This is a genomic window from Kitasatospora sp. NPDC001309 (assembly GCF_042896295.1).
Classification (GTDB): domain Bacteria; phylum Actinomycetota; class Actinomycetes; order Streptomycetales; family Streptomycetaceae; genus Kitasatospora.
Map to the genome: position 1 here is coordinate 1 of NZ_JBIAXC010000057.1, position 22,827 is coordinate 22,827.

Genomic DNA, 22,827 nt, shown 5'->3' on the forward strand with positions numbered 1-22,827 from the left:
ACCACCCGCCTGACCGCCAGCCCCGACAGAATCGGGCAATACCTCCGCCCGAAACCCTTCGCGGCAGCCTAAATCGGTATCGAACGCCCTCTGAGGCCGCGGCGTTCCTGCGCCACGGAGCCGAGCACTACGCCGACCGGCTCACCGACCTGTTCGAGGTCATGCTCGGCACCGGCATGCGCCGCGGCGAGATCCTCGCCCTGCACTGGTCTGACGTGCACCTCATGGACCGCAAGCTCTACGTCCGCTGGACGCTGACCGCCGTGAACAACGGGGAGATCCACCTCAGCGAGCCCAAGACCGAAGCCAGTCGCGCATGGATCAGCCTCTCCCCCAGAGTCATGGCCGCCCTCCACCGCCAGGCAGAGCTCCAGATGGCCCACCACCCCGACGGCCGGCTCGAAGGCCTCGTCTTCGCTCGCCCGGACGGCGAGCCCCTACGCCCGCAGTGGGTCCTCGAACAGCTGCGCAAACGCACCGCCGAACTCGACCTCCCCCGAATCGGCCTGCACGACCTTCGACACACCGCCGCCAGCATCATGATCGCCGCCGGAATCCCCCTCGCCGTCGCCTCCAAGACCCTGCGCCACGCCAACCTCGCCATCACCGTCGACCTCTACGGCCACCTCCTCAAGGACTCCGCCGACCAGGCCGTCAACGCCCTCGCCCGAGCACTCGACCAAGCCCAGGCAAGCCAGCTCCGGACCGTCCGCAGTGGCGACGACGACCTGCCGCTCGCGGCGTAACTCTGGCAGCCGCCCGACCTGCCGAGCTGTGCCCGTCATGCTCTGGCGGACGCGCTGTTGCGGGGAGACAGGGCACCGAGGCGGTAGTCACGTGGCCTGCTGCGGCGGTCAGGAGTCGGAGTAGCTGAGGTCTCCGACCGTCCAGCTGCTGATGTCCTCGATGGCGATGCGGTACATGCCGCCGGTGTGGGGCAGTCCGAAGTCGCCCTGCAGGATCCTCGCTCGGTGGAGATGCAGATGGGTGGGCCGTGCGGGCGGCGCGTCGGCGGGCGGGGCGAAGAGAGTGGCGAAGGGCTTCAGGTGCTCCGACGACTGGAGGACCTCGGCCACCCGCTCCAACCACAGGGCCACCGGGGCGAGTCTGCCGGTGATCACGGCCCCGGGGACCACTACGGTCAGGGACATCTGGTTGCTGTGCTCGGACTCGACCATCGCCGCGATGTCGATGAGCAGCCCGTCAGGGGTCGACATGTCCCACAGAATATGACATCGCCCTCCGCGGGCCCAAGGGCCTGGGCACCGGCCATGGCGGTCATCGTCCCTGCGCCTGCTGTACGGCAGCTGTGAGGGCCGGGCCGTCGCCTGGATCGCGCCGGCCGGCGGTGACGAGCAGGGCCGGCACCGAGGGCGGTGACGGTGGAGCCCGCAGAGCCGAGGGCCTTCGTCATGTCCGGCGTCAGCTCGCCGCCCAGGTTGGATGATGCGCTCCTGTCGCCGTCACCTTCGGCGGAGTGCTCGCGCGCCGCTTCGGTCCGGGCTTTGAAAGGACTGGCGGGCAGGGCGCTGCGGACTGCTGCAGTGAGCGCGGTTGAGGGCGTCGAGGACGCCGGTGTCGGGGCTTCTCGCTCTCGGGGCGGCCTGCGGTGAGCGCTGCCGCTCACCGCAGGCCGGTCTCGTCGGGCCGGCGGGCGGTCACGTGTCTGCGGTGGGCTCCTGGCGGTGTGGGGAGCGGCGGAGGTGTTCGTTGATGCGCAGGGCTTCTTCGAGTTGGTCTTCGAGGACGACGATGCGGCAGGCGGCTTCGATGGGGGTGCCCTGGTTGACCAGGTCGCGGGCCCGCATGGCGATCCGTAGCTGGTAGCGGGAGTAGCGGCGATGGCCGCCGTCGGAGCGCAGGGGGGTGATGAGGCGGTGTTCGCCGAGGGCTCGCAGGAAGCCGGGGGTGGTGCCCGTCATCTCGGCGGCGCGGCCCATGGTGTAAGCGGGGTAGTCGTCGTCGTCGAGCCTGTCGGGTGTGTCGGGGCTGGCCGTTGTAGTCACTGCACCTTTCTGGTTCTCGGGGAGAACGCGTCGAGGGGCCCCGGCGCCTTGTCGGCTCCGGGGCCCCGAAGGGGAACAACACCATCTACCGGCCTGGGCCGGTCCTTCTACTTCCGCAGTGCCCCGGGGAGGGGGTGCGGGGATCGCGTATGCGTGACCGGGAACCACCGTCCTTGCGTTGGGGTCTGCGGTGTCCGCCCGGACGAGTGTTCACGGGCCGGGCGATCCTGATGGCGCTTGCGCCCTCCGTTCATCCGTAGTATCGGTCTGTCACTTCGGTACTGCTGGCACTGCACCTGCTGGTCGGTGGCCGTGACGGCCCACCTGGTTCGAGAGCCCGCGCCCCGCGGGTCGTCCCGCGTCCGCGGTGACCTCGGAACCCAGTGCTCGAACCCCCGGGCACGCGCGCCCGCAGTCTGAGCGCCTTTGCCGAGGTCCTGCCTTTTCGCGACTGCTGGTACTGCACACTCACTGAACTGCGTACTGCTCGATACCGCCGGTGGCGGCCCCTGATGCCTGCGGGCCGCCTGGTCCGGCAGCCAGTCCCGTCGCCGCCGTACACCTGCCTGGCTTTGGAACTCCACTGCCGGACCGAACTGCGCACTTCGGTCAAACAACCCCGGCCAGTTCGTGTCTGGCCGGTATCGCCGACTGCTGTCTACGGGAGAAACCATAAACCGGCCCGCAAGCAATGTCTACTCCGGCGAACATAGATTTTGCGGCGCCGCCGCGTGAGGTAGCCCTGCTGTTCTGACGGCCCTCCGAGCCGCACCGCGTGCTGGAAGTACAGGCGAGACCGAGCAGTGAGGCGGGAATGGTGGAGCTGGTGGCGGCGGCTTCGGAGACGATCCGGGACGAACAGGTGGACCGAGGTTCTGGGTCGCTTCCGGGACGAGGCCGTCCAGACGCCGCTGCCGACGCTCGCACCGCCGGCTCCCTGAACCTGCTGGCCGCGCAGGATGACGGGTCTCCGCTGATCGAGCGCGCTCGAAGTCGAGGAACCACACCGAGACCGCGGCCGATCTGCTGGCGCCACGGCCCCCGACCGCGGCGCCGGCGCCGCGCGATCGGCTGATCCTGTCAATGCGCTTCACCGAAGCCTCACGCACTCCCCGATCGGCGCCCGCCCGGGCCTGTCGCAGGCGTGGGCCTCGCGGCTGCTCTCGCACGCCCTGGCGACCCTGCGAGAAGAGCCGAGCACCGACTGGGAGCGCCCCCGTCCGGCCCAGCTCCGCGCTGCGCGGACGCCGCCCTGGGCCGGCCGGCGACTACGAACCCACGCGGCACCGGACGACCAACGCGTTCTCGCGCGTGGTCACCACGAAGCCGGCCTCGACCAGGACCACGGACAACGCGGTCACCATCACCTGCCGGATCCCCTCGGAACGCTGTCGCTGCTGCGCCACCGTGAGCGGGCCGCGCAGTTCGGCGCTCGGACCGAGCAGGTCGGGGCCGGGGTTCCAGCCCACCAGCACCCCTTCATCGTGCTCCTGGGCGAACAGACCGGCTTCAGCCCCGCCGCCCCGGAGGGGCTGGAAGCCCGCAGCCCGCAGGGCCCGCATCACGTCGCCCGCGAGATCAGCGGCCGGCACGCACCGAAGGCTACCCGACCGGCCCAGAGAGCCGGGCCTCGCATGCCGGGACCGGCGAACAGAGGGCGACAGCGGACGGCGCGACCAGCGGGTGGGCCGGAGTGTGGCGGCCCGGGCACCACCATCGGTGGCCGGGCCGCACGTGGTGCCGGGGGCGACGTGACTCACTGGTCCCGGCGGTTCACTGTACGACACTTGCGCAGTGGCGCGCCGGCCACAAACCTCCTGCCGAGCCAGCGCGCTGACGGGCCGTCACGGTGCGGCGACGTCGGCCGCCGGCGGCTCGGGAACGTCGTCGTCGATCCCGGCCTCGTGGGAGGTGGGACTGTTCGGCTCCACCCAGCGCTCCCCGTCCGCCCAACGCGCACGCTCCGCGCTGTGGGGCTGGAGCTCCTCGTCGTGGCCCTGCTTCTCCTGCGGCGTCTTCACGGTCTGGTCCTCTCGTCGAATCGGACAGGCACCGGGCCAGTGCCGGCGGGCCCCGGGGCAGCCTGTGGGGCTGGCCTGTCGGGAAGTCCGTCTGCCCTGGATCGGCTGGAGGATTCCTGCGCATGTTCGTGCCGACCCGGGGCATCCGGTCTCGCGACACCGACTCGGAGGTAACGATGGTTCCCCTTCTTCTGGTCCTTCTGCTGGCTCTGCTCCTGTTCGGGCTCGGGTTCGCGATGAAGCTCTTGTGGTGGGCAGCCGTGATCGTGCTCGTCGTCTGGCTGGTGGGATTCGTGGCCCGCGGCACGAGCGCCTCCGGAGGCCGGGGCCGCTGGTACCGCTGGTAGCACTGCGCCCCAATCCCGGCGGTAGCCGCATTCGAATCTGAGAGGTGTTCGGATGACCACGACCCTGTTGCTGTTGCTGCTGCCGCTCGCACTGGCCGCGATCCTGACCGCGCTGGCGCCCACAGCCGTCCACCGCCGCACCCGGCCGCGGGCCGCCGTGGTCCGTACGACACGCTCCGCAGGACCGCGGCACGCCCGCGCCGCGCGCTGAGACCGCGGCGAGCACGGGCGAGACCCGGGCCCGACCAACCCTTGGAAGAGCCAAGTGCCTCACACGCCCGCTGGACCACCCCGAGGGGTGGTCCAGCGGGCGTTGGGCGTGTTGGGCAGCGAGCACCTGACGCCGCGTACAGCGGGGCTCGACTGCTCCGGCGCCAGCCGAGCCCGCGTCAAGGGCCGCACGGGCCCGTCTGCGGCGACTCTGGAGGTCAGCCCTGGCGCCGACAGCGGTGGCCATCGCGCCGCGCCACCGAACCGGCCGGCGGTCTCCTGGATCACCTCGCCCTCGATGCAACGAGCGATTTCGTTTCGCGCTCGGTCACCCGTGGCAACGTCGCCCGGTTGGTTCCGGGGCGGTCATGCCGACATCGCTCGACTGCACCGAGAGGAAGCCTCGTTCCCCACCGGCGAGGGCCCGATGAGCGTCGCCGCATCAAGCGGTAGGGGTCCGCGACAGACAAACCGCAGAGCTCTCGGCACCCCTGTGGCAGACCCCTTCCCGCCTGCAGTTCCAGGCGACCGGGGCGGGCCGACCGGAACGACCTCTTTCCCGACTGCGCCGATCGGACTGGTGCGACGCGACACGACACGCTGTAGGATGTCATCCATAAGATGACAGTGACCCAGTCAGCGAAAGAGTGACGTGGAATGGACGTGCAGGACACCGGCGGGACCGGAGTGGGACCGGCCTCTTTCCTGGCCGCTGCTGCCGCGCTGGGCATGATGGACGCCGCTGCCCGCACGGCCCGACACGCGCCCCCGGACGACTCGGGGCAGCGCGATCCCGCCGGGGCCCTGTCGGCGCTCATGATGCTGCGCCACCTGCGTGAGGAACTCGCCGGCTGGGAGACCGGGCTCATCGAGACCGCCCGCGGCGCCGGTGCCACCTGGGCGGATCTGGCCGAACCCATGGGCGTGCAGAGCCGGCAGGCCGCGGAGCGGCGCTACCTGCGCATGCGCCCGAACGCCGATGCCGGCACCGAGGCGGGCAGCACCGGGGAGCAGCGCGTCCAGGCCACGCGCGACCAGCGCGCCGCTGACCGGGCGGTGACCACCTGGGCCCGCGACAACGCGGTGGAACTGCGCCGCCTGGCCGGACAGATCGGCGCGTTGGACGACCTCACCACACCGGCGGCCCCCGCCATGGAACGCCTGCTGGACGCGCTGGGCCACCACGATCCCGCGCTCCTGCTCGCCCCGCTCGCCGACACCCGGCCCCTCCTCGCGGCGGAGCATCCGAAGATCGCCGGCCGCCTGGACGAGCTCAGTGCCCACACCGAGCAGCTGCGTGCGGACAGCGACCGGCAGCGCCGCACGCCCCCGGCTGGCCCCTGAGGCCCTGGGCCACACCTTGGCGGGGGCTCGGACCGCCGACGCGAGCCTGCCCCCGGCCCCGCAGAACGTGACGCGCGCTTCCCCGAGAGGCCTGACGCGATGACCGCCTTCCGGTGACGGCGTGCCGTCCCCCGACCCCGATCGACACCCATGACCCCAGCCGACCTGCAGCAGCTGCTGATCACGCGCGCGCCCGGTATTGCGGGCATCGCCGGCGCCCGCAAGCGGGACGACGACAGCCCCTACGGACTGGCCGTGACCCTGGACGGCGGCGGACAGGTGTGGTGGTCCGTCACCGGCGCCCTCGGCCCCGCGCCCACCACGGAGCCGGCCAAGGCCGAGGGCGTGGAGGCACCGGACCTGACCGGCCAACCGGTTGCTGTGGCCCTCGTCGAGCAGGCCCTGGTCGCCGCCGCGTCCGATCCGTGCGGCGACGTCGTGCGCGCCGAGCGGTACAGCACCCGCCCGAACCCGCCCGCCGTGCGCTACGGCGCCACGCTGGAATGCGGAGACGGATGGAAGCTCTACCTCTCGTGCTACGGCACCGCCCGCCCCGGCCACAGCCGCCCCGAGCAGCCCTATCAGCCCCTCAGCCATGTCTGACCGTGAGCGGACCGGCCACTTGGCCGGCTGCGACGACCCGGCCCCCTCTTCCCACCTCTCGAAGGAGACCCCTCCCGTGGCCAGCCCGACCCAGACGCTGGAGTTCCAGGCGGAGACCCGCCAGCTGCTGCAGCTGGTGATCCACTCGATCTACTCGAACAAGGACATCTTCCTGCGTGAGCTGATCTCCAACGCCTCCGACGCCCTCGACAAGCTCCGCCTGGAATCCCTCACCGACACCGGCCTCGACGTCGACACCTCCGACCTGCACATCACGCTGGAGGTCGACAAGGGGGCCCGCACCCTGACGGTGCGGGACAACGGCATCGGCATGACCCGCGACGAGGTCGTCGAACTGATCGGCACCATCGCCAAGTCCGGCACCGCCGGCCTACTGGCCAAGATCAAGGAGGCCAAGGACGCGGACGCGGCGCAGCACCTGATCGGGCAGTTCGGAGTCGGCTTCTACTCGGCGTTCATGGTCGCCGACAAGGTCACCCTGCATACCCGCCGGGCCGGCACCGAGCAGGGCACCGCCTGGGAGTCCGACGGCGAGGGCACCTACACCATCGCGCAGGCCGAGGGCCTGCCGGTGGGCACCTCGGTGACGCTGCACCTCAAGCCGGCGGACGGCGAGGACGGGCTCGGCGACTACCTCGCGGCGTGGAAGATCCGCCAGATCGTCAAGCAGTACTCGGACTTCATCCGCTGGCCCATCCGCATGGCCACCGAATCCCTCGGCAACGCAGAGCCTGCTGCCGAAGAGGGCACCGAGCCCGCCACCGGAGACAGGGCCGCCCCCGAGCTGGAGACGCTGAACTCGATGAAGGCACTGTGGGCACGCCCGCGCTCGGAGGTGTCCGAGGCGGAGTACCGCGAGTTCTACCAGCAGATCAGCCACGACTGGCAGGCCCCGGCCGAGACGATCCACATGCGCGCCGAGGGCACCTTCGAGTACGAGGCGCTGCTGTTCGTCCCCGCCCACGCCCCGTTCGACCTGTTCTCCCGCGACACCAAGCGCGGCGTCCAGCTGTACGTCAAGCGCGTGTTCATCATGGACGACTGCGACGCGCTGATGCCCAACTACCTGCGGTTCGTCAAGGGCGTCGTCGACGCCCACGACCTGTCGCTGAACGTCTCCCGCGAGATCCTCCAGCACGACCGCCAGATCACCGCCGTTCGCCGGCGCCTCGTCAAGAAGGTCCTCGGCGCCCTCAAGGACATGCAGACCAACCGGACGGACACCTACACCGGGCTGTGGGAGCAGTTCGGCCGGGTCCTCAAGGAAGGGCTCATCGAGGACCGCGACAACACCGACGCCCTGCTGGAACTGGTCAGCGCCGCCTCCACCCACGACCCGCAGGAGCCGACCACGCTGCGCGAGTACGTCGCGCGGATGAAGGACGGCCAGGACGCCATCTACTACCTGACCGGCGAGAACCGGGCCATGGTGGAGAACTCCCCGCACATGGAGGCATTCACCGCCAAGGGCTACGAGGTCCTCATCCTCACCGACCCCGTCGACGAGGTCTGGACCGACCAGGTCCCCGCCTTCGACGGCCACCGCTTCCAGTCCATCGCCAAGGGCCAGGTCGACCTCGACAACGACGCCGACGAGGAGGGTGGTGAGGAGGCGAAGGCCGAGAAGGCCCGGCGCGAGCAGGACTTCGCCCTGATGGTCTCCTGGCTCCAGAGCACGCTGGCCGACCACGTCAAGCAGGTCCGCCTCTCCACCCGCCTCACCACCTCCGCCGCCTGCCTGGTCGGCGACACCCGCGACCTGACCCCCACCCTGGAGAAGATGTACCGGGCCATGGGCCAGGACCTCCCCCAGGTCAAGCGCATCCTCGAACTCAACCCCACCCACCCTCTCGTCACCGCCCTGCGCCAAGCCCATGACACGAACCCCGACGACCCGGCACTGGCCGAGGTCGCCGAACTCCTCCACGGCTCCGCGCTGCTCGCCGAAGGCGGCGACCTGCCCGACCCGGCCCGCTTCACCCGCCTGCTGACCGACCGCCTCACCCACACCCTGTAACCGCCCCCGGGTGCGGCCGGCCCACCGCCACTGCCCGACCCGCCCGGCCGACCACACCCAGGCCATGGCGGCCAGGACCGCCCGGGTCGACAGGCGCGCACGCGGGCGGAGCACCCCCAGCAGGAATGCAGCCCGCAGCACCGCTCCTACCGCTTCGGCGGCCGGAAACGGCCGCCGCTCCCGCCGATCATCAGCCGACCGACCAGGACATCCGCACATGTACGAGTACACCGACCGCAGGGACCGCAGCCTGGCCGACCGCGTCAACGCTGCCGCCGAGCGCCGCCCGGACCGGGGCACCGAGCAGGACAAGGCCGCCGCGACCGCCCTGCTGGCCGACCTGCTCCAGGCCGCAGCCAAGCACGGCATCACCCTCGACACCTTCGACTGGGTCGCCGACCTGCCCGGAAACTGCTATGCCGCCGTCGTCTCACCCCCGCGGGCACAGGCCGCCCAGTGGGCCACGGCCAGCTGAACACGACGTCCGAGCCCAGCCGGCCGTCTTCCCCGCGCGGCCGACGTCTGCGCACCGGCCGCGCTGGGCCGCGGTCCCCACTGACCCGCACCAGCTCGCGGCACAGCCCCTACAGCTCCAGACCGGCGGCCGGCAAGGACGCACCGACCGTACGTTGAGGGGGTGCTCATTCTCGACGGCTCCGTGCTGCTCGGGGAAGACCTCGTGGGTGCACGTACAGCCGGCGCCCCGCAGCCGTCGGTGCCCATCGCCCGAAGACGCCCGTTCGGCCAGGGGCAGACACCTCGCGCCTCGCAGGCGGAATATCCAAGATCCGCAGATGGTCGAGTCTCATGCCCGCGCTGCCACCCACCTCGCCACCTCCAAGGCCACACGTGCCAACACGAATCCGACCGCGTCCGTGTCGCTGGGCACAGGACGGGCAGGCGTATTCATGGACCCTCCGGCCAGAGCGAACCGGCACGGCCACGATCGATCGAAGGCGGTCCACACCATGGGTGACAACGCACGCGGCCCCGGCGGCAACATCGATTCGTGCCTTCTGGGCATCTACCTCAACGATCACCTGGCCGGCGCCTGCGCCGGGGTCCAGCGCGCCCGCCACCTCGCCGACGCGACCAGTGGAACGCCACTGGGCCGGGCCATGAGCCCGATCGCGGCCGAGATCGCGCAGGACCGCGCCAGCCTGCTGGCCATCATGCGCCAGCTCGACCTGCCGGTACGCCGCTACAAGGCGTGGGCCGGTTGGCTGGGCGAGAGTTTCGGGCGACTCAAGACCAACGGCCGCCTGCTGCGCCGCTCCCCGCTGACCACGTACCTCGAACTGGAGCTGCTGCGCACCGCCGTCGAAGGCAAGACAGCGGGATGGCAGACTCTGCGCCGTCTGGCCGAATCCCACCAGCTCCTCGACCCGGCGCCGCTCGACGAACTGCTGCAACGGGCCGAACGCCAGCAGCACACCCTGGAACTGTGGCGGCGGCGCCAGACCGCCGCCGGTTTCACAGCCGGCTGACCTCGGCTTCGCGCCGCTGCTCCCCGTCTGCGACCACTGCCCCCGTCCACGCCGCGGGCCAAGGAAGTCGGGGCCCGAACCGTCGACCAGGCACGGGCCGGTCCCGGCGAGTCCGCGACCACCAACCGCTCCCCCACGAGAACCAACTCGCTCTCCCATGCCGGCGGTCAGCGTTCCCGCTCCGGTTCCCAGGGCCCGACGAAGGAGCGCCGTACAACGAGGCCTAGCAGCAACGTCCACTGCCGCTCGCAGATGAACAGGAAGGAACTTACCGACCCCCTCGGATGCTGACCACCCGGGCGACCAGTCGCAACGGCCATGGGTCGGCGTTGACCTGCGTCAGCGGAACATCGAAGTCGAATGCCAAGGGTTACGGGTCAGCTGCGTCCTCACCGACGGATGTGCAGCGCGCAGACATCGTCGTGCCGGCTGTCACGAGCCACCAGCTCAGTCACGAGGGCGGCAAGGAGACCGGGCTCGCCGGCGCAGAGCAGTGCGGCACGAGCCAGACGCGCCAGGCCCTCGTCGATGGGCTCGCCCGCCCGCTCGACCAAGCCATCGGTGTAGAGGAGTACATGGTCACCCTCCGTCAGGTCGAGCGAGGCCACCTCGTAGCGTGCCGTGGGGGTGGCGCCCAGGAGGATGCCACCGGGCGCGGGCAGGAAGCGGGCTTCGCCGTCGCGCAGGAGCAAGGGCGGGAGGTGGCCGGCGCCGACCCAGCTGAGACGGCAGGCAGCGGGCTCGTAGCGGGCCATGATCATGGTGGCTGTGCGGCTCTCCCGTCCGGTGGCATGAAGCAGGAGAGCGTTGAGGCGGGCGAGGACGACGGGCAGCGGGGTGCCGGTCATGGCCATGCCCTTGGCGGTGAAGCGAAGCAGGGCCATCGTGGCGACTGCGTCGAGTCCGTGGCCGGCGACGTCGCCGACGACGAACAGGGCGCTTTCGTCGGGGAGTTCGATCGCGCTGTACCAGTCGCCGCCGAGGTTGAGTCCTTCTTGGAGTGGCTGGTAGGCGATGTCCACGGTGAGTCCGGCGACCTGCAGGGTCTGCTCGGGCACGGGCAACAGGGTGTTCTGGAGGCGGGCGGCCAGATCGCGCTCAGCGGCCAGCAGCGCCTGCTGGGCGAGGGCGTTCTGTTCGTGTTCCAGCAGCTGCTGCTCAGTCTGTTTGGCTTCGCTGAGGTCCTGGAAGAAGCCGTACAGCTGGACCGGCTGGCCCTGAGCGTCGGTCTCGGCCTCCATGACGACCCGCACGTGCCGCGTCCGCCCGTGCGGCAGGTGGACGCCAAAGGTGCAGTCGGCGGACTCGCCCGACTTCAGCAGCCGCTGGACCGCCTCGACCAGGGCGGGGCGGTCCTCAATGTCGGCGTAGGCGGACAGCTCCTCCAACGCCAGGGGGCCCAGGGACCGGTCACGGTCGAAGATCGAGTACACCTCGTCGGACCAGGCGATCGCGCCGCGGACGAGGTCCCGGTCCACCCACCCCATGTTGCCCAGACGCTGCATCACGTCCAGGCGGCGCTGTTCGCGCTCGCGCCGATCCAGCCGGTTCCACGAGACGACCAGTCCCCCTTCGCACGGCGTGGCACACACCCGGTACCGGGAGCGGTGGGGGATGCCGGCAGCGGCCTCCTCGTACTCCAGGTCCCCCTCCCAGGCTGTCTCCGTCGCCAGCACGCGCAGGTACCCGCGCCACAGGTCGGTACCCGCCACGGCGGGATAGGTCTGGAGGACGGTCAGCCCCACCAGGTCCGAGCCGCGTCGGCCGCCGATGTCGACCGCGCGGGGCGAAGCAGCGGCGAAGCGGAGGTCCTCCACCTCGCCGCTGGGACCGAATTCAGGCACGAGGAAGGCGACCGAACCGGGAAGCCCGGCCAGCACACGACGGACCACCTCCAGCGAGGCTTCGTTCACCGTGCTGCTGTGCACGGGTCGTGCTGCCGCTTCCTCGTGCTCCGCCATGCACCGAGCATGCCACGCATCAGCCGCGATGCCGACCGTGTCTGCCGCGCCGCCGCGTTCGTCGGGCAAAGCGCCGCAATCGGCTCGGACGCATGGTGCGCATCCGGTCGGCGGCCGAGTCGCATGCGCACCACGGGGGTGGTCCTCGCGTGTTCCTACCTGCGTGCTTCGCGCCGACGCCCCAGGCGCATGCCACCGAACACGAGTGCGGCGACGAACAGCACGGCGCCGATGACCAGCAGCCACAGCAGGCCCTTCACCAGGGCGCCGACGAAGCCGCACACCACGGCGATGAGGACGATGAACAGGAACAGGGCCATGACGGCGCCTCCCTCGGTCAGTCCTTGTGCCCCAGGGCGCCCTTCAACCGGTCGACGGCGCCCTGCGCGGCCTCCTTCACGTCGTCGACGACCTGCTTGGCCTTCGACTCCACCTGGTCGGCCTGGCCCTCGCCCTTGAGTTCCTGATCCCCGGTCAGGTCGCCGGCCTTCTCCTTCGCCTTGCCGGCCATTTCCTGCGCCTTGTTCGACAGGTCGCCCATCGGATCCTCCAGTCGTCCGGCGAGCGGTGCCACCGGCACCGCCTGTTCGTCACTATTTCTACCGATTCCTCTGCATTTTCGCTCGCCGAGCACACCTGCGGCCTCGGACCGCCCCGGGTCAGGCGGCGGCCGGAGTGAGGTCAGCGCGGCCGAACAGGAGCGCGTAGCCGCGGGGCAGGCAGGCCAGCAGGTGGGCGGTGAGGCCCTCGCCGGCCAGGTCGGCGAGGGCGGTCAGGACGCAGGAAGCGTCCCACCGAGCGCCCGCCAGGGTGGTGTTGAGGTTGCCGGCCACGGCCTCGACGAACGCCGGGGCGCCGACCGGTCGGTCGAGCGGGATCGGGGCCACGAACACGGCACGGGCGCGTTCGGGCAGGGCGGCGGCGAGGGCGCAGCGTTCCTCGCCCGCGAGCTGGGCGCCGAGTATGGCCACGACGGTGTCCAGAACGTGCTCGGCTTCCTGGTCGGTGGTGTAGCCGCCGAGTTCGCGCAGCTGCGCAAGGAGGCGGTGGTGCCGGTTCATGGCGGGTCTTCCGGGTGCGGTGCGGGAGCGGTCGGTCAAGGGGTGTGGTCCTGGGGGCGGCCGAAGAGGATGTCGTAGCCGGGGGGCAGTTGGAACAGGATGCGCCGCAGGAGGTCCTCGCCGGCGGCGTCGGCGACCGTGGACAGGACGGCGCCGATGTCCCACAGGGCCGTGGTCTCGCTGGCGCCATCGATCCAGGCGGCGGTGGCGCGCACGAACCGTTCAGGGGCCAGCGGTTCGGTGGCCTGCAGCGGGTTGAGCAGGATCAGGGCCAGGTGTTCGGGCAGACGGGCGGCGAGCTGGGCACGGATCTGGCCCACGAGGTGGGCGCCGAGCAGGGCGAGCACGACGCGCGCCGCCCGTTCGGCCTCCACCGCGGTGTCGTACTTGCCGCGCTCGCGGACGGCTTCGAGGAAGGCTTCCCATCGCAGGGTCACGTCGTGTCTCCCTTCCGCGGCGGCACCGGGGGGCAGGACCCGGGGAGCAGGTGCCGGTGCAGGCTGGTGAGTCGGAACAGCCTCTTGAGGTCTCGCCCGACCCCGCGCAGGACCAGGTGCGCGCCCAGGCGGTCGGCCAGGTTGCGGGCGTGGACCAGGGCTGCCAGCCCCGCGCAGTTCATGAACGTGACCTGGGACAGGTCGAGCACCACGTCCCGGTGCGCGTGCAGCGCGGCGACGAGGCTTCGGCGAAGTTCGGGGGCAGTGGCAAGGTCGATGTCGCCACAGGCGGTCACGGTGGCGGCATCAGCCGTGTGAGGAGCGTGCATGGCGCCCTCGCTGTCAGCTCGGCCTGCACAACGCCCGGCGGGCTCGGGGCGGATGTCCTGTGGGGTGGTGCCGTGGGCTGCGTCGCGCGGCCGGGGGGAACCGCGCGACGCAACCCGGCCCGGGTGCTGCCGGTCAGGCCTGGATCTGCTTGCGGTCCCCGCTGTGGCTGATGGAGATCTTGCGGGGCTTGGCCTTCTCCGCGACCGGGATCTTCAGGGTCAGCACGCCGGACTCGTAGTCGGCGGTGATCCCTTCCGGATCGAGGGTGTCGGAGAGCATGACCTGGCGGGAGAACACGCCGAGCGGGCGCTCGGCGAGCTCCCACTTCACGCCCTCACCATCGCGGCGCGGGCGGCGCTCGGCCTTGACCGTCAGCATGTTCCGTTCCACGTCGATGTCGATCGCCTCCGGATCCACCCCGGGCAGATCGAAGCAGATCACGTACTCGTCGCCGGCGCGGTAGGCGTCCAGCGGCATCGGCGTGGGACGCGACCAGGTGCCGGTCGTGTTCAGGAACTGCTGAGTCAGCCGGTCCAACTCGCGGAACGGGTCAGTGCGCATCAGCATCGCGAAACGCCTCCACTTGATTGTTGGGTGCCAGTGCGCTTCACCTGACACCTTTCTAGCACGTCATCCACTCGATGACAAATACTGAGTCGTCAAAGAAGTGACATCAGCTGGGAGGCAACACGCCCCTGGCGACACGACGTCGGACTTGCTGGGCACGCACGGCCAGGCAGGATCGGCCGGCAGACAGGCGGCCCAGCTGAACGACGGTCTCCTCCGCCCAGGTCCGCCGGGCGGTGTCGTCGGGCAGCGGGTCGCAGCCGGTGAGCCAGTTCCAGCCGGTGGGGGCCGCTGGGCGCAGGTGGCGGGGCAGCGCAGGGCGGCGGCGGAGGCTTGCCGGGTCCGGGCCCGGGCGAGTGCCTGGTTGAGCGCGCGGGCCGGCGGCGGTAGGCGGCCAGGAGCCAACGGGTGGAGGCGGCTACCACGGGTGTCAGGTCGGTGGGCACGGCGTCGGTTCCTCGTGGGCGTACTCGCCCGGGTCCGGTGCGGGCCGGTTTTTCGCGCCGCGTGAGCTGAGCTGAGCTGCCCCGCTCGCGACGGACCGATGTAGGTGGCCGCCGCTGTCCGACGGAAGGACCCGCATCACGCCCTGCCCGGGCGGGTGGCCGGCTCGGCGAGCGGGACGCCTTCGGCAGGGCGGTGTGCGCCCGGCGTCCTGGCTGTGCCCAGGGGGCTGATGGTCCTGCACGTGGTGTCGATCCAGGAATCCGCTCCCCGCCGGGAGACCATGGGGCCATGAGCACTTCGGACGAGAACGACGCCCCGACCGACGACGCGACACGGAAGCGGTCCGCGGAGCAGCGCAACATCACGGCCCCGACTCCCGAGGACGTCCGGGCCAAGGCCGATGACGAGAAGGACGGAACGGACGACGAGCCGCCGGCAGCCGACCCCCAGGCTCCGTGAGTACCGGGCCGCGGCGAGCACGATCCGCGGCCCCGGACGCCGGTGGCAATCTTGCGGCGGTTACCCCGCTCAGGGGCTCTGGCCCCGGTTCCCGGCGCCCCGGGGGTGCGTGACGTTTGCACCTGCCATGAGTACGAGGTCATTCGTCCGCCTGGCTCGTGCAGCTGCAGGCCAGGACGCCGAAGATGTGCACCAGCCGCTCAGTGAGGGCATCCAGGTCGCCGTGCCCGACGAGCTGGGGCAGCCGGAGCACCATAGGCCGCAGGCCGTAGGAAAGCAGGAAGTAGGCGGCGGTGGCAAGGCAGGCGAGCACTGGTAGGCCGGCGGCGGCCGCTGAGCCGACGGCGGCGGTGAGCCAGATGGTCGCGGCGGTCGTCAGGCCGCACACCGACCCGCGCTGGACGAAGATCACGCCCGCGCCGATGAAGCCGAGCCAGGAAACGATCTGGGCTGCCATCCGCGAGGGATCCACGCTCACCGTGCCGGAGTGCAGCACGTCGGTGAACCCGTACTTGCTGATGAGCGTGAACGGGGCTGCACCCAGGCCGACAACCGTGTAGGTGCGCAGCCCTGCGGCCTTCTGGCGGATCTCGCGTCCCGGACCGATGACACCCGAGAGCATCAGGGCGATGCCGAAGCCGTCGGCCAGCTGTGCCCAGCCCTGGACGGACGGTTCGATGATCCCGTGCAGTGTCCGGCCTCTGATCGGCTTGTTCACGCCGCCCGGCCACTTCGGCCGGCCGGCCGGGCGGGCGGGTGTGCCCGTAACTCAACGACGTCCCCGCGTTACGTCCCCGCCCGCCTGCGCCCTCCTTGCCCGTGCCCTTCCCGTCGGGGCGGCCGACGGCACCGCCCGCCTGGTGAGGGCCAGGGGGCCTGGCCGGCCGAGCCGGCCTGGTGAGTCCGGCCTGCCAGATGGTCCGCCGCAGGGGGATTCCGCCGCCCGAGCGGCTGGGCCTGCGGGGACGACAGCTGGTGACGGAGGAACGCTGCTGCGTTGCTGGGCCGCACGGGATCCCGGGCGCTGGACGGCGCGGTCAGGGCAGCGCGGTGGCGTGTAGGCAGGTGTGCCGGCTCGGACCTGGGGCCGCGGCCAACGGCTTGGCCACTCCGGCTTGGACCTCCACCCGGAACGTGCCGGTGTCGTCGGCATAGATCGGGGCTCCGGCGGCGCTGAGCTCGCCGGTGGCGTGGACGACGACGACCTCGGGAGGCCGGTGCGCACCGGGCGGGCCCGGCAGGGTGACGGCGTAGCGTTCGGCGATGTCCACGGCGGGCCTCATCCGGCGGGCGGGCAGCGGTCGCCGCTGAGAGCGGCGCGCAGGGTGTCACGGATGGTGAGGACCTCGGCGGTGCCGGTGACCTCCAGCAGCCGCCGGGGCTGCGGGAGCGGTGCGGCCAGCACCAGCTCGGTTCCGATGGTGCGGGCGTCCAGGCGCGTCTCGAGCAGGACGTTGCGGCCGGTGGAGTCGCAGAGGACGAGGCGTGACAGGTCGACGACCAAGAGTGGCGGGCCGTCGTCGAGTGCGCCGGCGAGCGCGCCTTCCAGGCGGTGGCGCTCTTCCTGATCGACCTCGCCGTCCAGGCGGACGAGGATGGCCGTTCCCGGCAGGCCCGCGGTCGTGTTCCGCAGGACCGGATCATCGGGTGCCGACGTATCCGCCGGATGGGTCTGGCGGTGGGCGCACATGAGAGGGCCTCCTCGCGCGGGAAGCTGTCCGCCTACGATCCTCCTCTACGGATCGGTGACCGTCCACCGCCCGGAGCCCCGAGGCGACCGCTCGGCCTGCCCCGGCAAGCCGCACCGTCCGCACGCCCGAGTTGCCGCGACCGGCGGGCGCCACAAGACAGACCGGGTTCGGCCGGCCGGCGCTGCCTGCGACGGCGCCACAACCCGTACCGACCTAAAGTCCTGTCTGGAGGGATTTGTTCGGTTTGATACTCAGTTGGTCGGGCAGCCGACCAACGCCAGGTGATGCACAGACAAGCCCTGGCTGGCCACTCGGAAGGAGCACACGGCATGACCGTCAATCCCGGACCGCCCGAAGGGCGCCCTCACGCGCCCCTGGTCACCGAGACCCCCAACCCCGGCCCGCCCGCGCGCGGCGGGCGGGACGCCAAGGACGCCGCGCTCGATGCCGCCCGGGCTGTGGATGCGGACGGGCCGCTCACCACCGACCAGGGTGTGCGCGTCGACGACACCGACAACTCCCTGACGGTGGGCGAGCGCGGCCCGACGCTTCTGGAGGACTTCCAGCTGCGCGAGAAGCTCACGCACTTCGACCACGAGCGGATCCCCGAGCGGGTGGTGCACGCCCGGGGTGCCGGCGCCTACGGCTTCTTCGAGCCGTACGAGTCGCTGGCCGAGTACACCTGCGCCGACTTCCTCCAGGAGCCGGGGCGCCGCACGCCGGTGTTCGTGCGCTTCTCCACCGTCCAGGGCCCGCGCGGCTCGGCCGACACAGTGCGCGACGTGCGCGGCTTCGCCACGAAGTTCTACACCCGGCACGGCAACTACGACCTGGTCGGCAACAACATGCCGGTCTTCTTCATCCAGGACGCGGTCAAATTCCCGGACTTCGTGCACGCGGTGAAGATGGAGCCGCACAACGAGATCCCCACCGGCGCATCCGCGCACGACACGTTCTGGGACTTCTGCTCGCTGCAGCCCGAGTCCACCCACATGCTGATGTGGGTGATGTCGGACCGGGCGATCCCGCGCAGCTACCGGATGATGCAGGGCTTCGGCGTGCACACCTTCCGCCTGGTGAACGCCCAGGGCCAGGGCTCCTTCGTCAAGTTCCACTGGACGCCGAAGCTCGGCACCTACTCCCAGGTCTGGGACGAGGCGCAGATCACCGCAGGACGCGACCCCGACTTCCACCGCCGCGACCTGTGGGCGGCCATCGAGGCCGGCGACTTCCCGGAGTGGGAACTCGGCGTACAACTGATCCCCGAACAGGACGAGTTCGCCTACCCCTTCGACTTGCTCGACCCGACCAAGATCGTCCCCGAAGAACTGGTGCCGGTTCGGCCGGTCGGCCGGATGGTGCTGGACCGCAACCCGGAGAACTTCTTCGCCGAGACCGAACAGGTCGCCTTCCACACCGCCAACATCGTGCCGGGCATCGACTTCACCAACGATCCGCTGCTGCAGGGCCGCAACTTCTCCTACCTGGACACCCAGCTGATCCGCCTGGGCGGCCCGAACTTCTCCCAACTGCCGGTCAACCGCCCACTGGCCGAGGTGCGCACCAACCACCGCGACGGCTACGGCCAGCACACCATCCACTCCGGTACCGGCTACGCGCCGAACTCGGTGGGCGGCGGCTGCCCGTTCACCCCAGGCGGCGGACGCCTGCCCGAGGGCGTCTTCGAGCACTACCAGCAGCGCATCGACGGCGCCGCGATCCGGCGCCGCAGCCCCAGCTTCGCCGACCACTACAGCCAGGCCGCGCTGTTCTGGCGCAGCATGGCCGACTGGGAGCGCGAGCACATCACCGCCGCGTTCTCCTTCGAGCTCGGCAAGGTCGGCGACCGGGCGGTGCGGCAGCGGATGGTGGCCAATCTGACCCGGGTGGACCAGAGCCTGGCCGAGGAGGTCGCCCGACGCATCGGCGAACCCGCGCCCCAGCCGTCCCCCGCGGACGGCGAGGCGAACGCGGCCGGCGTGCCGGTCTCGCCTGCGCTGAGCCTGGAGAACCAGCGCGCAACCGGCATCCGCACCCGCAAGATCGCCGTCCTGGTGGCGGACGGCGTGGACGCCGAGCAGGTCCAGGCGGCGCGGGACCGCCTCGGCGCCGAGGGCGCGACGGTGGAGACTCTCGCCGGCCACGGCGGCACAGTGTCCGGCCGCGACGGCCAGGACGTGGCGGTCGACCGGGCGCTGGCGACGACCGCCTCGGTGCTGTACGACACCCTGGTGCTGCCGGACGGCACAGTGGTGCTCGCCGCCGATACCGACGCCGTGCGGTTCGTCGGTGAAGCCTTGCGGCATGGCAAACCGCTTGCCGTGCTGGGCTCGGGGGCGGCACTGTTCGAGGCCGCAGCAAGTGGCCGACCGGAGCAGGTGGCCGGGGTCGCGGTCCGCGGCAACGGCCAGGAAGCCGACACCGCGTTCTGGGACGAGTTCGTCGCCTTGACCGAACAGCACCGCTTCCCCGACCGCTGACGCCCGCGAGCTTCGCACCCCCGTGCGCCACCCCCTGGTCTCCGGCCGGGGTGGCTGTCGCCCGGCGCCGTCCGGCCTGGCGTGGTGATCGGACTACTCAAACCCGCAACGCGCACCGTTCGAAAGGAGCGGATGTCGATGACGGAGTACGGCTACTTCCTGGCGTGCGAGGAGTTCACCCCAACGGAGCTGATCGACCAGGCCCGCCGGGCGCAGGAGGCGGGGTTCACGAGGTTGGCGATCTCCGACCACTTCCACCCGTGGAACGACGCGCAAGGCAACAGCGCCTTCGTGTGGTCGATGATCGGCGCGCTGTCGCAGACCGTCGGCCTGCCGGTCACCACGCTGGTCACCTGCCCGACGGTGCGGCTGCACCCGGCGGTGACCGCGCAGGCCGCCGCCACGTCCAGCGTCCTGCTCGGTGGGCGGTTCGCGCTCGGCGTCGGCACCGGGGAGGCGCTGAACGAGCACATCCACGGCGACGCGTCGCCCTCGTTCGACGTGCGGGCCGAGATGCTGGAAGAGGCGGTCGAGGTGATGCGTCGGCTGTTCACCCGCGAGGTGACCAGCCATCGGGGCCGGCACTACACGGTCAACAACGCCCGCCTCTACACCGCCCCCACGCAGCCTCTGCCCATCTACGTGTCCGTGTTCGGGACGAAGGCCGCCGAGCTGGCCGGCCGGATCGGGGACGGCTTCGTCACCATGACCTCGGACGCGGACCTGGTGGGGGCCTTCCGGGAGAACGGGGGCGCGGGCAAGAAGGTGGTCGGCGGGGTGAAGGTGTGTTGGAACAGCAACCGGGAGGCGGCGGTCGAGGCGGTGCACCGGCTGTGGCCGACCGAGCTGCTGCCCGGCGAGCTCGCCCAGGTGCTGCCAACACCGGCGCACTTCGAGCAGGCCAGCGAGCTGGTCACCCCCGAGATGGTCGCCGAGACGGTCACCTGCGGCGACGAGGCGGAGGAGCACGTGGAGACGGTGCGCGCCTATGTGAGGGCCGGGTTCGACGAGGTGTACGTCGGACAGATCGGCCCGGACCAGGCGATCTTCTTCGACGCCTATCGCGAGCTGGTCCTGCCCGCCCTCCGCCGCTGAGCCACGCGCCGGGGTCCGGTATGCAGGGCACCCGCGTCTGCAGGTCGACACGTGCGGGTCGGTGTTACTCGGCGGCGCAGCGTGCGGCCATCAGGTCCGCGCTGGGGGCCTGCACAAGGTGCAGTCCTACGGCGTGCAGTTCCTCGGCCAGTTGTTCGGGCGGGGTGGGCCACAGGTCGAACGCCTCCCGTACCTGGCGCAGCACGTCGCCGTCGCGTTCGACGCGGTAGGTGAAGACCGTGCGCACGATGCCGCAGTCCGGCCGACGGGTGACGTCGGCGCTGTACAGGTCCGGGCCCACCCGCACCGGCCCGAGCCGGGCCACCGACTCGCACCCGTCGGGCAGGCCGGCCGGGGGCGGGTCGAACAGGAGCAGGCCCCCGGGCACCAGGGCTGTTGAGATCGCCTTCCAGACGGCGCGTCTGGTGGCGGGGTCCAAGCTGGCGATCACGTTCGAGGCGACCGCCACATCCGCCACAGCGGCCAGACCCGCCTGTGCGAGGGGGTCGGGATGCACGGTGACCCGGGCGCGCTGGTCCGCGCCGAGGTGGGCCAGACGGGACAGCAGGGCGGCGCGCATGGCCGGGGCCGGTTCGACGGCGTGAACAGGCACGCTGGAAGCCCGCAGCAGGACTTCGGTGACGATGCCGGTGCCCGCCCCGACATCCACGATCGCGTACCGGGCGCGGCCGGCTGCCCCGGTGAAACGCCGCTCGGCCAGACGCCGGTCGGTCTCGGCCTGCAGCAGGTCGTAGAACTCCGCGGAGACCGCGTAGCTGCCGCTGTCGTCCACCTTCGGCGCTACCTACCGGCCGCCGGCCGCGAACCCGGCCAGGCCACCGCGCGCGCTGTCGCCGAGGCAGACGAACAGGCCAGCGTTCTCAGCGTGATCGCGGTCCCACCCAGAAGGTGGTGGTCCAGGAGCCGACCGCCGCTTGTGCCGATCGCCTTGCGGATGCGGGCCCGCGGCGCGGCGTGGCCGACCCACGCGAGCTCCTCGGTCCGTCCGACCGCCTTGTCGGCGCCGGTGTCGAGCTGCGTGCCATCAACGTCGAACAGTTCCGCCGCCGGCATCAACCACACCACCTCCTCACGCTGGACCCGCGCTCCGACGCTACGGCCCAGCACCCGCCCCCCGTCTGTTTGCCACGCCGAATCCGGGAAACCCGGAGCACCATGGAACCTGTGGAACCTGCTTCCCCCACCGTCGTGATCACCGGGGCCGGAGCGGACGCGGGACCCTCCCGCACGGTAGTTCGCCACCTTCACCGAAATCGGCCCCGACGATCTCCGCAACGCCACCAAGGTCGTCTGCCTCGACCCCGTGACGCCGTCCGGGCCGCCCTGGCGCGCCAGCTGCCCCACACCAGCGAAGTGGCCGTCAGGTCCGCACGCGGCGAGCGCCTGCACGAGATCCGGCTGCGGAACGCCTGCAGCAGCGCCGCGCCCGGGCCGCGGACGCGGTCGGCAGCAGCAGGCCGCGCGAGCCCGTCACTGGTCCTGCGGACACGCGGCCGCACGGGCGCAAGCCGGTCGGCTCGCCGCCAGCACCTCGGATTCCTCTCACAGATGCGGGAAACAGGCGCCCCGCAGCGATCGGACAGGAGTGTGTGACCATGCCTCGCGGTTCAAGCCCGAAGCGGGAGCGGCAGTACGAGCACATCAAGGAAGCGCACTGGAGCGCGGTGAGAGCAACAAGCGCGCCGAGGAGATCGCCGCCCGCACGGTGAACAAGGAACGCGCCCGGCACGGCGAGTCGAAGACCGCCAGCCGCAGCTCGGTCAAGGACATGTCCTCCGCCCGGCGCGGCGGGCTGCACTCGTACAGCGGCTCCACGGGCCCCACGAAGGAGCAGCTGTACAACGAAGCCAAGCAGCGAGGCATCCACGGCCGCTCGAAGATGAACAAGAAGCAGCTCGAACACGCCTTGGGCCGTTAAGAGGTGACGACCATGGGCACCGTGCCCGTTCCATCCGACCCCGACGTCATCCCGGTTCCGCCGCCCGAACCGCCGCAACCGCCCGCCCCGCCCCAACCGGTGGAGCCGCCCGCCCCGCCCTAGCCGGTCGAACCCCCGGTGCCACCCGACCCGCCCACGCCACCGGACTCGCCCACGCCGCCCGGCTCGCCGCAGCCACCCCCCGAACCGTTGGCCCCACCCGGTCCAGCTGAACCAGCCCCTGAGCCCGCCGCGCCGGAGCTTTCACGGCCCCGCACACCAGAGCCCCTGACTGACCGGGGCG

27 protein-coding genes and 1 pseudogene are annotated in these 22,827 nt (G+C 71.2%); 12 read left to right on the top strand and 16 right to left on the bottom strand.

The window, feature by feature from the left end; genetic code table 11:
• Nucleotides 1-149: 149 nt before the first annotated feature.
• A complete protein-coding gene (locus ACFY2K_RS37695) occupies nucleotides 150-746 on the top strand; it encodes a site-specific integrase (RefSeq protein WP_387717208.1) in 597 nt (198 codons plus the stop codon).
• A 108-nt stretch (nucleotides 747-854) separates the two neighbouring features.
• Here the strand turns inward: ACFY2K_RS37695 and ACFY2K_RS37700 are convergent, their stop codons facing one another.
• The 4 genes from ACFY2K_RS37700 to ACFY2K_RS37715 all read right to left on the bottom strand — a co-directional run bounded on the left by ACFY2K_RS37700 (nucleotide 855) and on the right by ACFY2K_RS37715 (nucleotide 4,027).
• Nucleotides 855-1,217: a hypothetical protein gene (locus tag ACFY2K_RS37700; protein WP_380533190.1), complete on the bottom strand. Its 363-nt coding sequence runs from the start codon at nucleotides 1,215-1,217 to the stop codon at nucleotides 855-857.
• Between the two features lie 441 nt (nucleotides 1,218-1,658).
• Complete coding sequence (locus ACFY2K_RS37705) at nucleotides 1,659-1,940, bottom strand: MerR family transcriptional regulator (RefSeq protein ID WP_380533193.1); 282 nt, start codon at nucleotides 1,938-1,940, stop codon at nucleotides 1,659-1,661.
• 1,334 nt (nucleotides 1,941-3,274) lie between these two features.
• Complete coding sequence (locus ACFY2K_RS37710) at nucleotides 3,275-3,598, bottom strand: hypothetical protein (RefSeq protein ID WP_380529357.1); 324 nt, start codon at nucleotides 3,596-3,598, stop codon at nucleotides 3,275-3,277.
• A gap of 252 nt (nucleotides 3,599-3,850) precedes the next feature.
• Nucleotides 3,851-4,027, bottom strand: a complete 177-nt coding sequence (locus ACFY2K_RS37715) for a hypothetical protein (RefSeq protein WP_380645043.1) — start codon at nucleotides 4,025-4,027, stop codon at nucleotides 3,851-3,853.
• Nucleotides 4,028-4,203: 176 nt separating this feature from the next.
• On the opposite strand from ACFY2K_RS37715, the gene ACFY2K_RS37720 reads away from it, so the two are divergent.
• From ACFY2K_RS37720 to ACFY2K_RS37750, 7 genes are all read left to right on the top strand, one after another.
• Nucleotides 4,204-4,374 carry a hydrophobic protein gene (locus ACFY2K_RS37720; RefSeq protein ID WP_380529354.1) on the top strand — a complete coding sequence of 57 codons (171 nt, stop codon included), beginning with the start codon at nucleotides 4,204-4,206 and terminating at the stop codon, nucleotides 4,372-4,374.
• A 52-nt stretch (nucleotides 4,375-4,426) separates the two neighbouring features.
• The gene (locus ACFY2K_RS37725) at nucleotides 4,427-4,585 is read left to right on the top strand and encodes a hypothetical protein (protein WP_380645044.1); all 159 of its coding nucleotides are present in this window, start codon (nucleotides 4,427-4,429) and stop codon (nucleotides 4,583-4,585) included.
• A gap of 656 nt (nucleotides 4,586-5,241) precedes the next feature.
• Nucleotides 5,242-5,928 (top strand): type III effector protein, encoded by a 687-nt coding sequence (locus ACFY2K_RS37730; protein ID WP_380529350.1) that lies wholly within the window; start codon nucleotides 5,242-5,244, stop codon nucleotides 5,926-5,928.
• 150 nt (nucleotides 5,929-6,078) lie between these two features.
• The gene (locus tag ACFY2K_RS37735; protein ID WP_380529349.1) at nucleotides 6,079-6,531 is read left to right on the top strand and encodes a hypothetical protein; all 453 of its coding nucleotides are present in this window, start codon (nucleotides 6,079-6,081) and stop codon (nucleotides 6,529-6,531) included.
• Between the two features lie 76 nt (nucleotides 6,532-6,607).
• Complete coding sequence (htpG, locus tag ACFY2K_RS37740; protein ID WP_387717169.1) at nucleotides 6,608-8,569, top strand: molecular chaperone HtpG; 1,962 nt, start codon at nucleotides 6,608-6,610, stop codon at nucleotides 8,567-8,569.
• A gap of 217 nt (nucleotides 8,570-8,786) precedes the next feature.
• The gene (locus tag ACFY2K_RS37745) at nucleotides 8,787-9,044 is read left to right on the top strand and encodes a hypothetical protein (protein WP_380641709.1); all 258 of its coding nucleotides are present in this window, start codon (nucleotides 8,787-8,789) and stop codon (nucleotides 9,042-9,044) included.
• Between the two features lie 319 nt (nucleotides 9,045-9,363).
• Nucleotides 9,364-10,056 carry a hypothetical protein gene (locus ACFY2K_RS37750; protein WP_380533118.1) on the top strand — a complete coding sequence of 231 codons (693 nt, stop codon included), beginning with the start codon at nucleotides 9,364-9,366 and terminating at the stop codon, nucleotides 10,054-10,056.
• A gap of 389 nt (nucleotides 10,057-10,445) precedes the next feature.
• Here ACFY2K_RS37750 and ACFY2K_RS37755 read toward each other — a convergent pair whose 3' ends face one another.
• The 7 genes from ACFY2K_RS37755 to ACFY2K_RS37785 all read right to left on the bottom strand — a co-directional run bounded on the left by ACFY2K_RS37755 (nucleotide 10,446) and on the right by ACFY2K_RS37785 (nucleotide 14,412).
• A complete protein-coding gene (locus tag ACFY2K_RS37755; RefSeq protein WP_387717171.1) occupies nucleotides 10,446-12,017 on the bottom strand; it encodes a PP2C family protein-serine/threonine phosphatase in 1,572 nt (523 codons plus the stop codon).
• Nucleotides 12,018-12,172: 155 nt separating this feature from the next.
• Nucleotides 12,173-12,337 (bottom strand): hypothetical protein, encoded by a 165-nt coding sequence (locus ACFY2K_RS37760; RefSeq protein ID WP_380532076.1) that lies wholly within the window; start codon nucleotides 12,335-12,337, stop codon nucleotides 12,173-12,175.
• A gap of 17 nt (nucleotides 12,338-12,354) precedes the next feature.
• On the bottom strand, nucleotides 12,355-12,558 hold the full coding sequence (locus ACFY2K_RS37765) for a CsbD family protein (RefSeq protein WP_380641713.1): 204 nt from the start codon (nucleotides 12,556-12,558) through the stop codon (nucleotides 12,355-12,357).
• Nucleotides 12,559-12,676: 118 nt separating this feature from the next.
• Nucleotides 12,677-13,117: a DUF2267 domain-containing protein gene (locus ACFY2K_RS37770; RefSeq protein ID WP_380532071.1), complete on the bottom strand. Its 441-nt coding sequence runs from the start codon at nucleotides 13,115-13,117 to the stop codon at nucleotides 12,677-12,679.
• Entirely contained in the window at nucleotides 13,114-13,515 is a 402-nt protein-coding gene (locus ACFY2K_RS37775; protein WP_380641718.1) for a DUF2267 domain-containing protein, read from the bottom strand. The genes ACFY2K_RS37770 and ACFY2K_RS37775 overlap by 4 nt, the downstream gene beginning before the upstream one ends.
• On the bottom strand, nucleotides 13,512-13,844 hold the full coding sequence (locus tag ACFY2K_RS37780) for an STAS domain-containing protein (protein ID WP_380532065.1): 333 nt from the start codon (nucleotides 13,842-13,844) through the stop codon (nucleotides 13,512-13,514). Before ACFY2K_RS37780 ends, ACFY2K_RS37775 begins: the two co-directional genes overlap by 4 nt.
• A gap of 133 nt (nucleotides 13,845-13,977) precedes the next feature.
• Entirely contained in the window at nucleotides 13,978-14,412 is a 435-nt protein-coding gene (locus ACFY2K_RS37785; RefSeq protein WP_380532062.1) for an Hsp20/alpha crystallin family protein, read from the bottom strand.
• 735 nt (nucleotides 14,413-15,147) lie between these two features.
• Here ACFY2K_RS37785 and ACFY2K_RS37790 point away from each other — a divergent pair.
• A complete protein-coding gene (locus ACFY2K_RS37790) occupies nucleotides 15,148-15,318 on the top strand; it encodes a hypothetical protein (RefSeq protein WP_380532059.1) in 171 nt (56 codons plus the stop codon).
• 139 nt (nucleotides 15,319-15,457) lie between these two features.
• Here ACFY2K_RS37790 and ACFY2K_RS37795 read toward each other — a convergent pair whose 3' ends face one another.
• From ACFY2K_RS37795 to ACFY2K_RS37805, 3 genes are all read right to left on the bottom strand, one after another.
• Nucleotides 15,458-16,036, bottom strand: coding sequence for an MgtC/SapB family protein (locus tag ACFY2K_RS37795; protein ID WP_380641721.1), 579 nt, complete (start codon nucleotides 16,034-16,036; stop codon nucleotides 15,458-15,460).
• Between the two features lie 319 nt (nucleotides 16,037-16,355).
• The gene (locus ACFY2K_RS37800) at nucleotides 16,356-16,589 is read right to left on the bottom strand and encodes a DUF6296 family protein (protein WP_380532050.1); all 234 of its coding nucleotides are present in this window, start codon (nucleotides 16,587-16,589) and stop codon (nucleotides 16,356-16,358) included.
• Nucleotides 16,590-16,597: 8 nt separating this feature from the next.
• Nucleotides 16,598-17,008: an STAS domain-containing protein gene (locus ACFY2K_RS37805; protein WP_380532047.1), complete on the bottom strand. Its 411-nt coding sequence runs from the start codon at nucleotides 17,006-17,008 to the stop codon at nucleotides 16,598-16,600.
• A gap of 330 nt (nucleotides 17,009-17,338) precedes the next feature.
• Between ACFY2K_RS37805 and ACFY2K_RS37810 the strand changes: the two genes are divergently transcribed.
• Together ACFY2K_RS37810 and ACFY2K_RS37815 are read left to right on the top strand one after the other, a co-directional pair.
• Nucleotides 17,339-19,489 (top strand): catalase, encoded by a 2,151-nt coding sequence (locus ACFY2K_RS37810; protein WP_387717175.1) that lies wholly within the window; start codon nucleotides 17,339-17,341, stop codon nucleotides 19,487-19,489.
• Nucleotides 19,490-19,627: 138 nt separating this feature from the next.
• A complete protein-coding gene (locus ACFY2K_RS37815) occupies nucleotides 19,628-20,584 on the top strand; it encodes a TIGR03557 family F420-dependent LLM class oxidoreductase (RefSeq protein ID WP_387717177.1) in 957 nt (318 codons plus the stop codon).
• Nucleotides 20,585-20,648: 64 nt separating this feature from the next.
• Here ACFY2K_RS37815 and ACFY2K_RS37820 read toward each other — a convergent pair whose 3' ends face one another.
• Both ACFY2K_RS37820 and ACFY2K_RS37825 read right to left on the bottom strand, forming a co-directional pair.
• Complete coding sequence (locus ACFY2K_RS37820) at nucleotides 20,649-21,377, bottom strand: methyltransferase (protein WP_387717179.1); 729 nt, start codon at nucleotides 21,375-21,377, stop codon at nucleotides 20,649-20,651.
• A gap of 8 nt (nucleotides 21,378-21,385) precedes the next feature.
• A complete protein-coding gene (locus tag ACFY2K_RS37825) occupies nucleotides 21,386-21,670 on the bottom strand; it encodes a hypothetical protein (RefSeq protein WP_380532038.1) in 285 nt (94 codons plus the stop codon).
• A gap of 530 nt (nucleotides 21,671-22,200) precedes the next feature.
• Between ACFY2K_RS37825 and ACFY2K_RS37830 the strand changes: the two are divergent.
• A pseudogene (locus ACFY2K_RS37830) lies at nucleotides 22,201-22,523 on the top strand (plasmid stabilization protein).
• Nucleotides 22,524-22,827 lie beyond the last annotated feature (304 nt).

What these genes read in the sequence shown, in the direction of transcription:
- ACFY2K_RS37735 (WP_380529349.1), top strand. Translation starts at nt 6,079, where the DNA reads ATGACCCCAGCCGACCTGCAGCAGCTGCTGATCACGCGCGCGCCCGGT.
- ACFY2K_RS37815 (WP_387717177.1), top strand. Translation starts at nt 19,628, where the DNA reads ATGACGGAGTACGGCTACTTCCTGGCGTGCGAGGAGTTCACCCCAACG.
- ACFY2K_RS37810 (WP_387717175.1), top strand. Translation starts at nt 17,339, where the DNA reads ATGACCGTCAATCCCGGACCGCCCGAAGGGCGCCCTCACGCGCCCCTG.
- ACFY2K_RS37780 (WP_380532065.1), bottom strand. Translation starts at nt 13,844, where the DNA reads ATGCACGCTCCTCACACGGCTGATGCCGCCACCGTGACCGCCTGTGGC.
- ACFY2K_RS37760 (WP_380532076.1), bottom strand. Translation starts at nt 12,337, where the DNA reads ATGGCCCTGTTCCTGTTCATCGTCCTCATCGCCGTGGTGTGCGGCTTC.
- ACFY2K_RS37765 (WP_380641713.1), bottom strand. Translation starts at nt 12,558, where the DNA reads ATGGGCGACCTGTCGAACAAGGCGCAGGAAATGGCCGGCAAGGCGAAG.
- ACFY2K_RS37700 (WP_380533190.1), bottom strand. Translation starts at nt 1,217, where the DNA reads ATGTCGACCCCTGACGGGCTGCTCATCGACATCGCGGCGATGGTCGAG.
- ACFY2K_RS37705 (WP_380533193.1), bottom strand. Translation starts at nt 1,940, where the DNA reads ATGGGCCGCGCCGCCGAGATGACGGGCACCACCCCCGGCTTCCTGCGA.
- ACFY2K_RS37785 (WP_380532062.1), bottom strand. Translation starts at nt 14,412, where the DNA reads ATGCTGATGCGCACTGACCCGTTCCGCGAGTTGGACCGGCTGACTCAG.
- ACFY2K_RS37745 (WP_380641709.1), top strand. Translation starts at nt 8,787, where the DNA reads ATGTACGAGTACACCGACCGCAGGGACCGCAGCCTGGCCGACCGCGTC.
- ACFY2K_RS37720 (WP_380529354.1), top strand. Translation starts at nt 4,204, where the DNA reads ATGGTTCCCCTTCTTCTGGTCCTTCTGCTGGCTCTGCTCCTGTTCGGG.
- ACFY2K_RS37725 (WP_380645044.1), top strand. Translation starts at nt 4,427, where the DNA reads ATGACCACGACCCTGTTGCTGTTGCTGCTGCCGCTCGCACTGGCCGCG.
- ACFY2K_RS37750 (WP_380533118.1), top strand. Translation starts at nt 9,364, where the DNA reads ATGGTCGAGTCTCATGCCCGCGCTGCCACCCACCTCGCCACCTCCAAG.
- ACFY2K_RS37790 (WP_380532059.1), top strand. Translation starts at nt 15,148, where the DNA reads ATGAGCACTTCGGACGAGAACGACGCCCCGACCGACGACGCGACACGG.
- ACFY2K_RS37730 (WP_380529350.1), top strand. Translation starts at nt 5,242, where the DNA reads ATGGACGTGCAGGACACCGGCGGGACCGGAGTGGGACCGGCCTCTTTC.
- ACFY2K_RS37805 (WP_380532047.1), bottom strand. Translation starts at nt 17,008, where the DNA reads ATGTGCGCCCACCGCCAGACCCATCCGGCGGATACGTCGGCACCCGAT.
- ACFY2K_RS37755 (WP_387717171.1), bottom strand. Translation starts at nt 12,017, where the DNA reads ATGGCGGAGCACGAGGAAGCGGCAGCACGACCCGTGCACAGCAGCACG.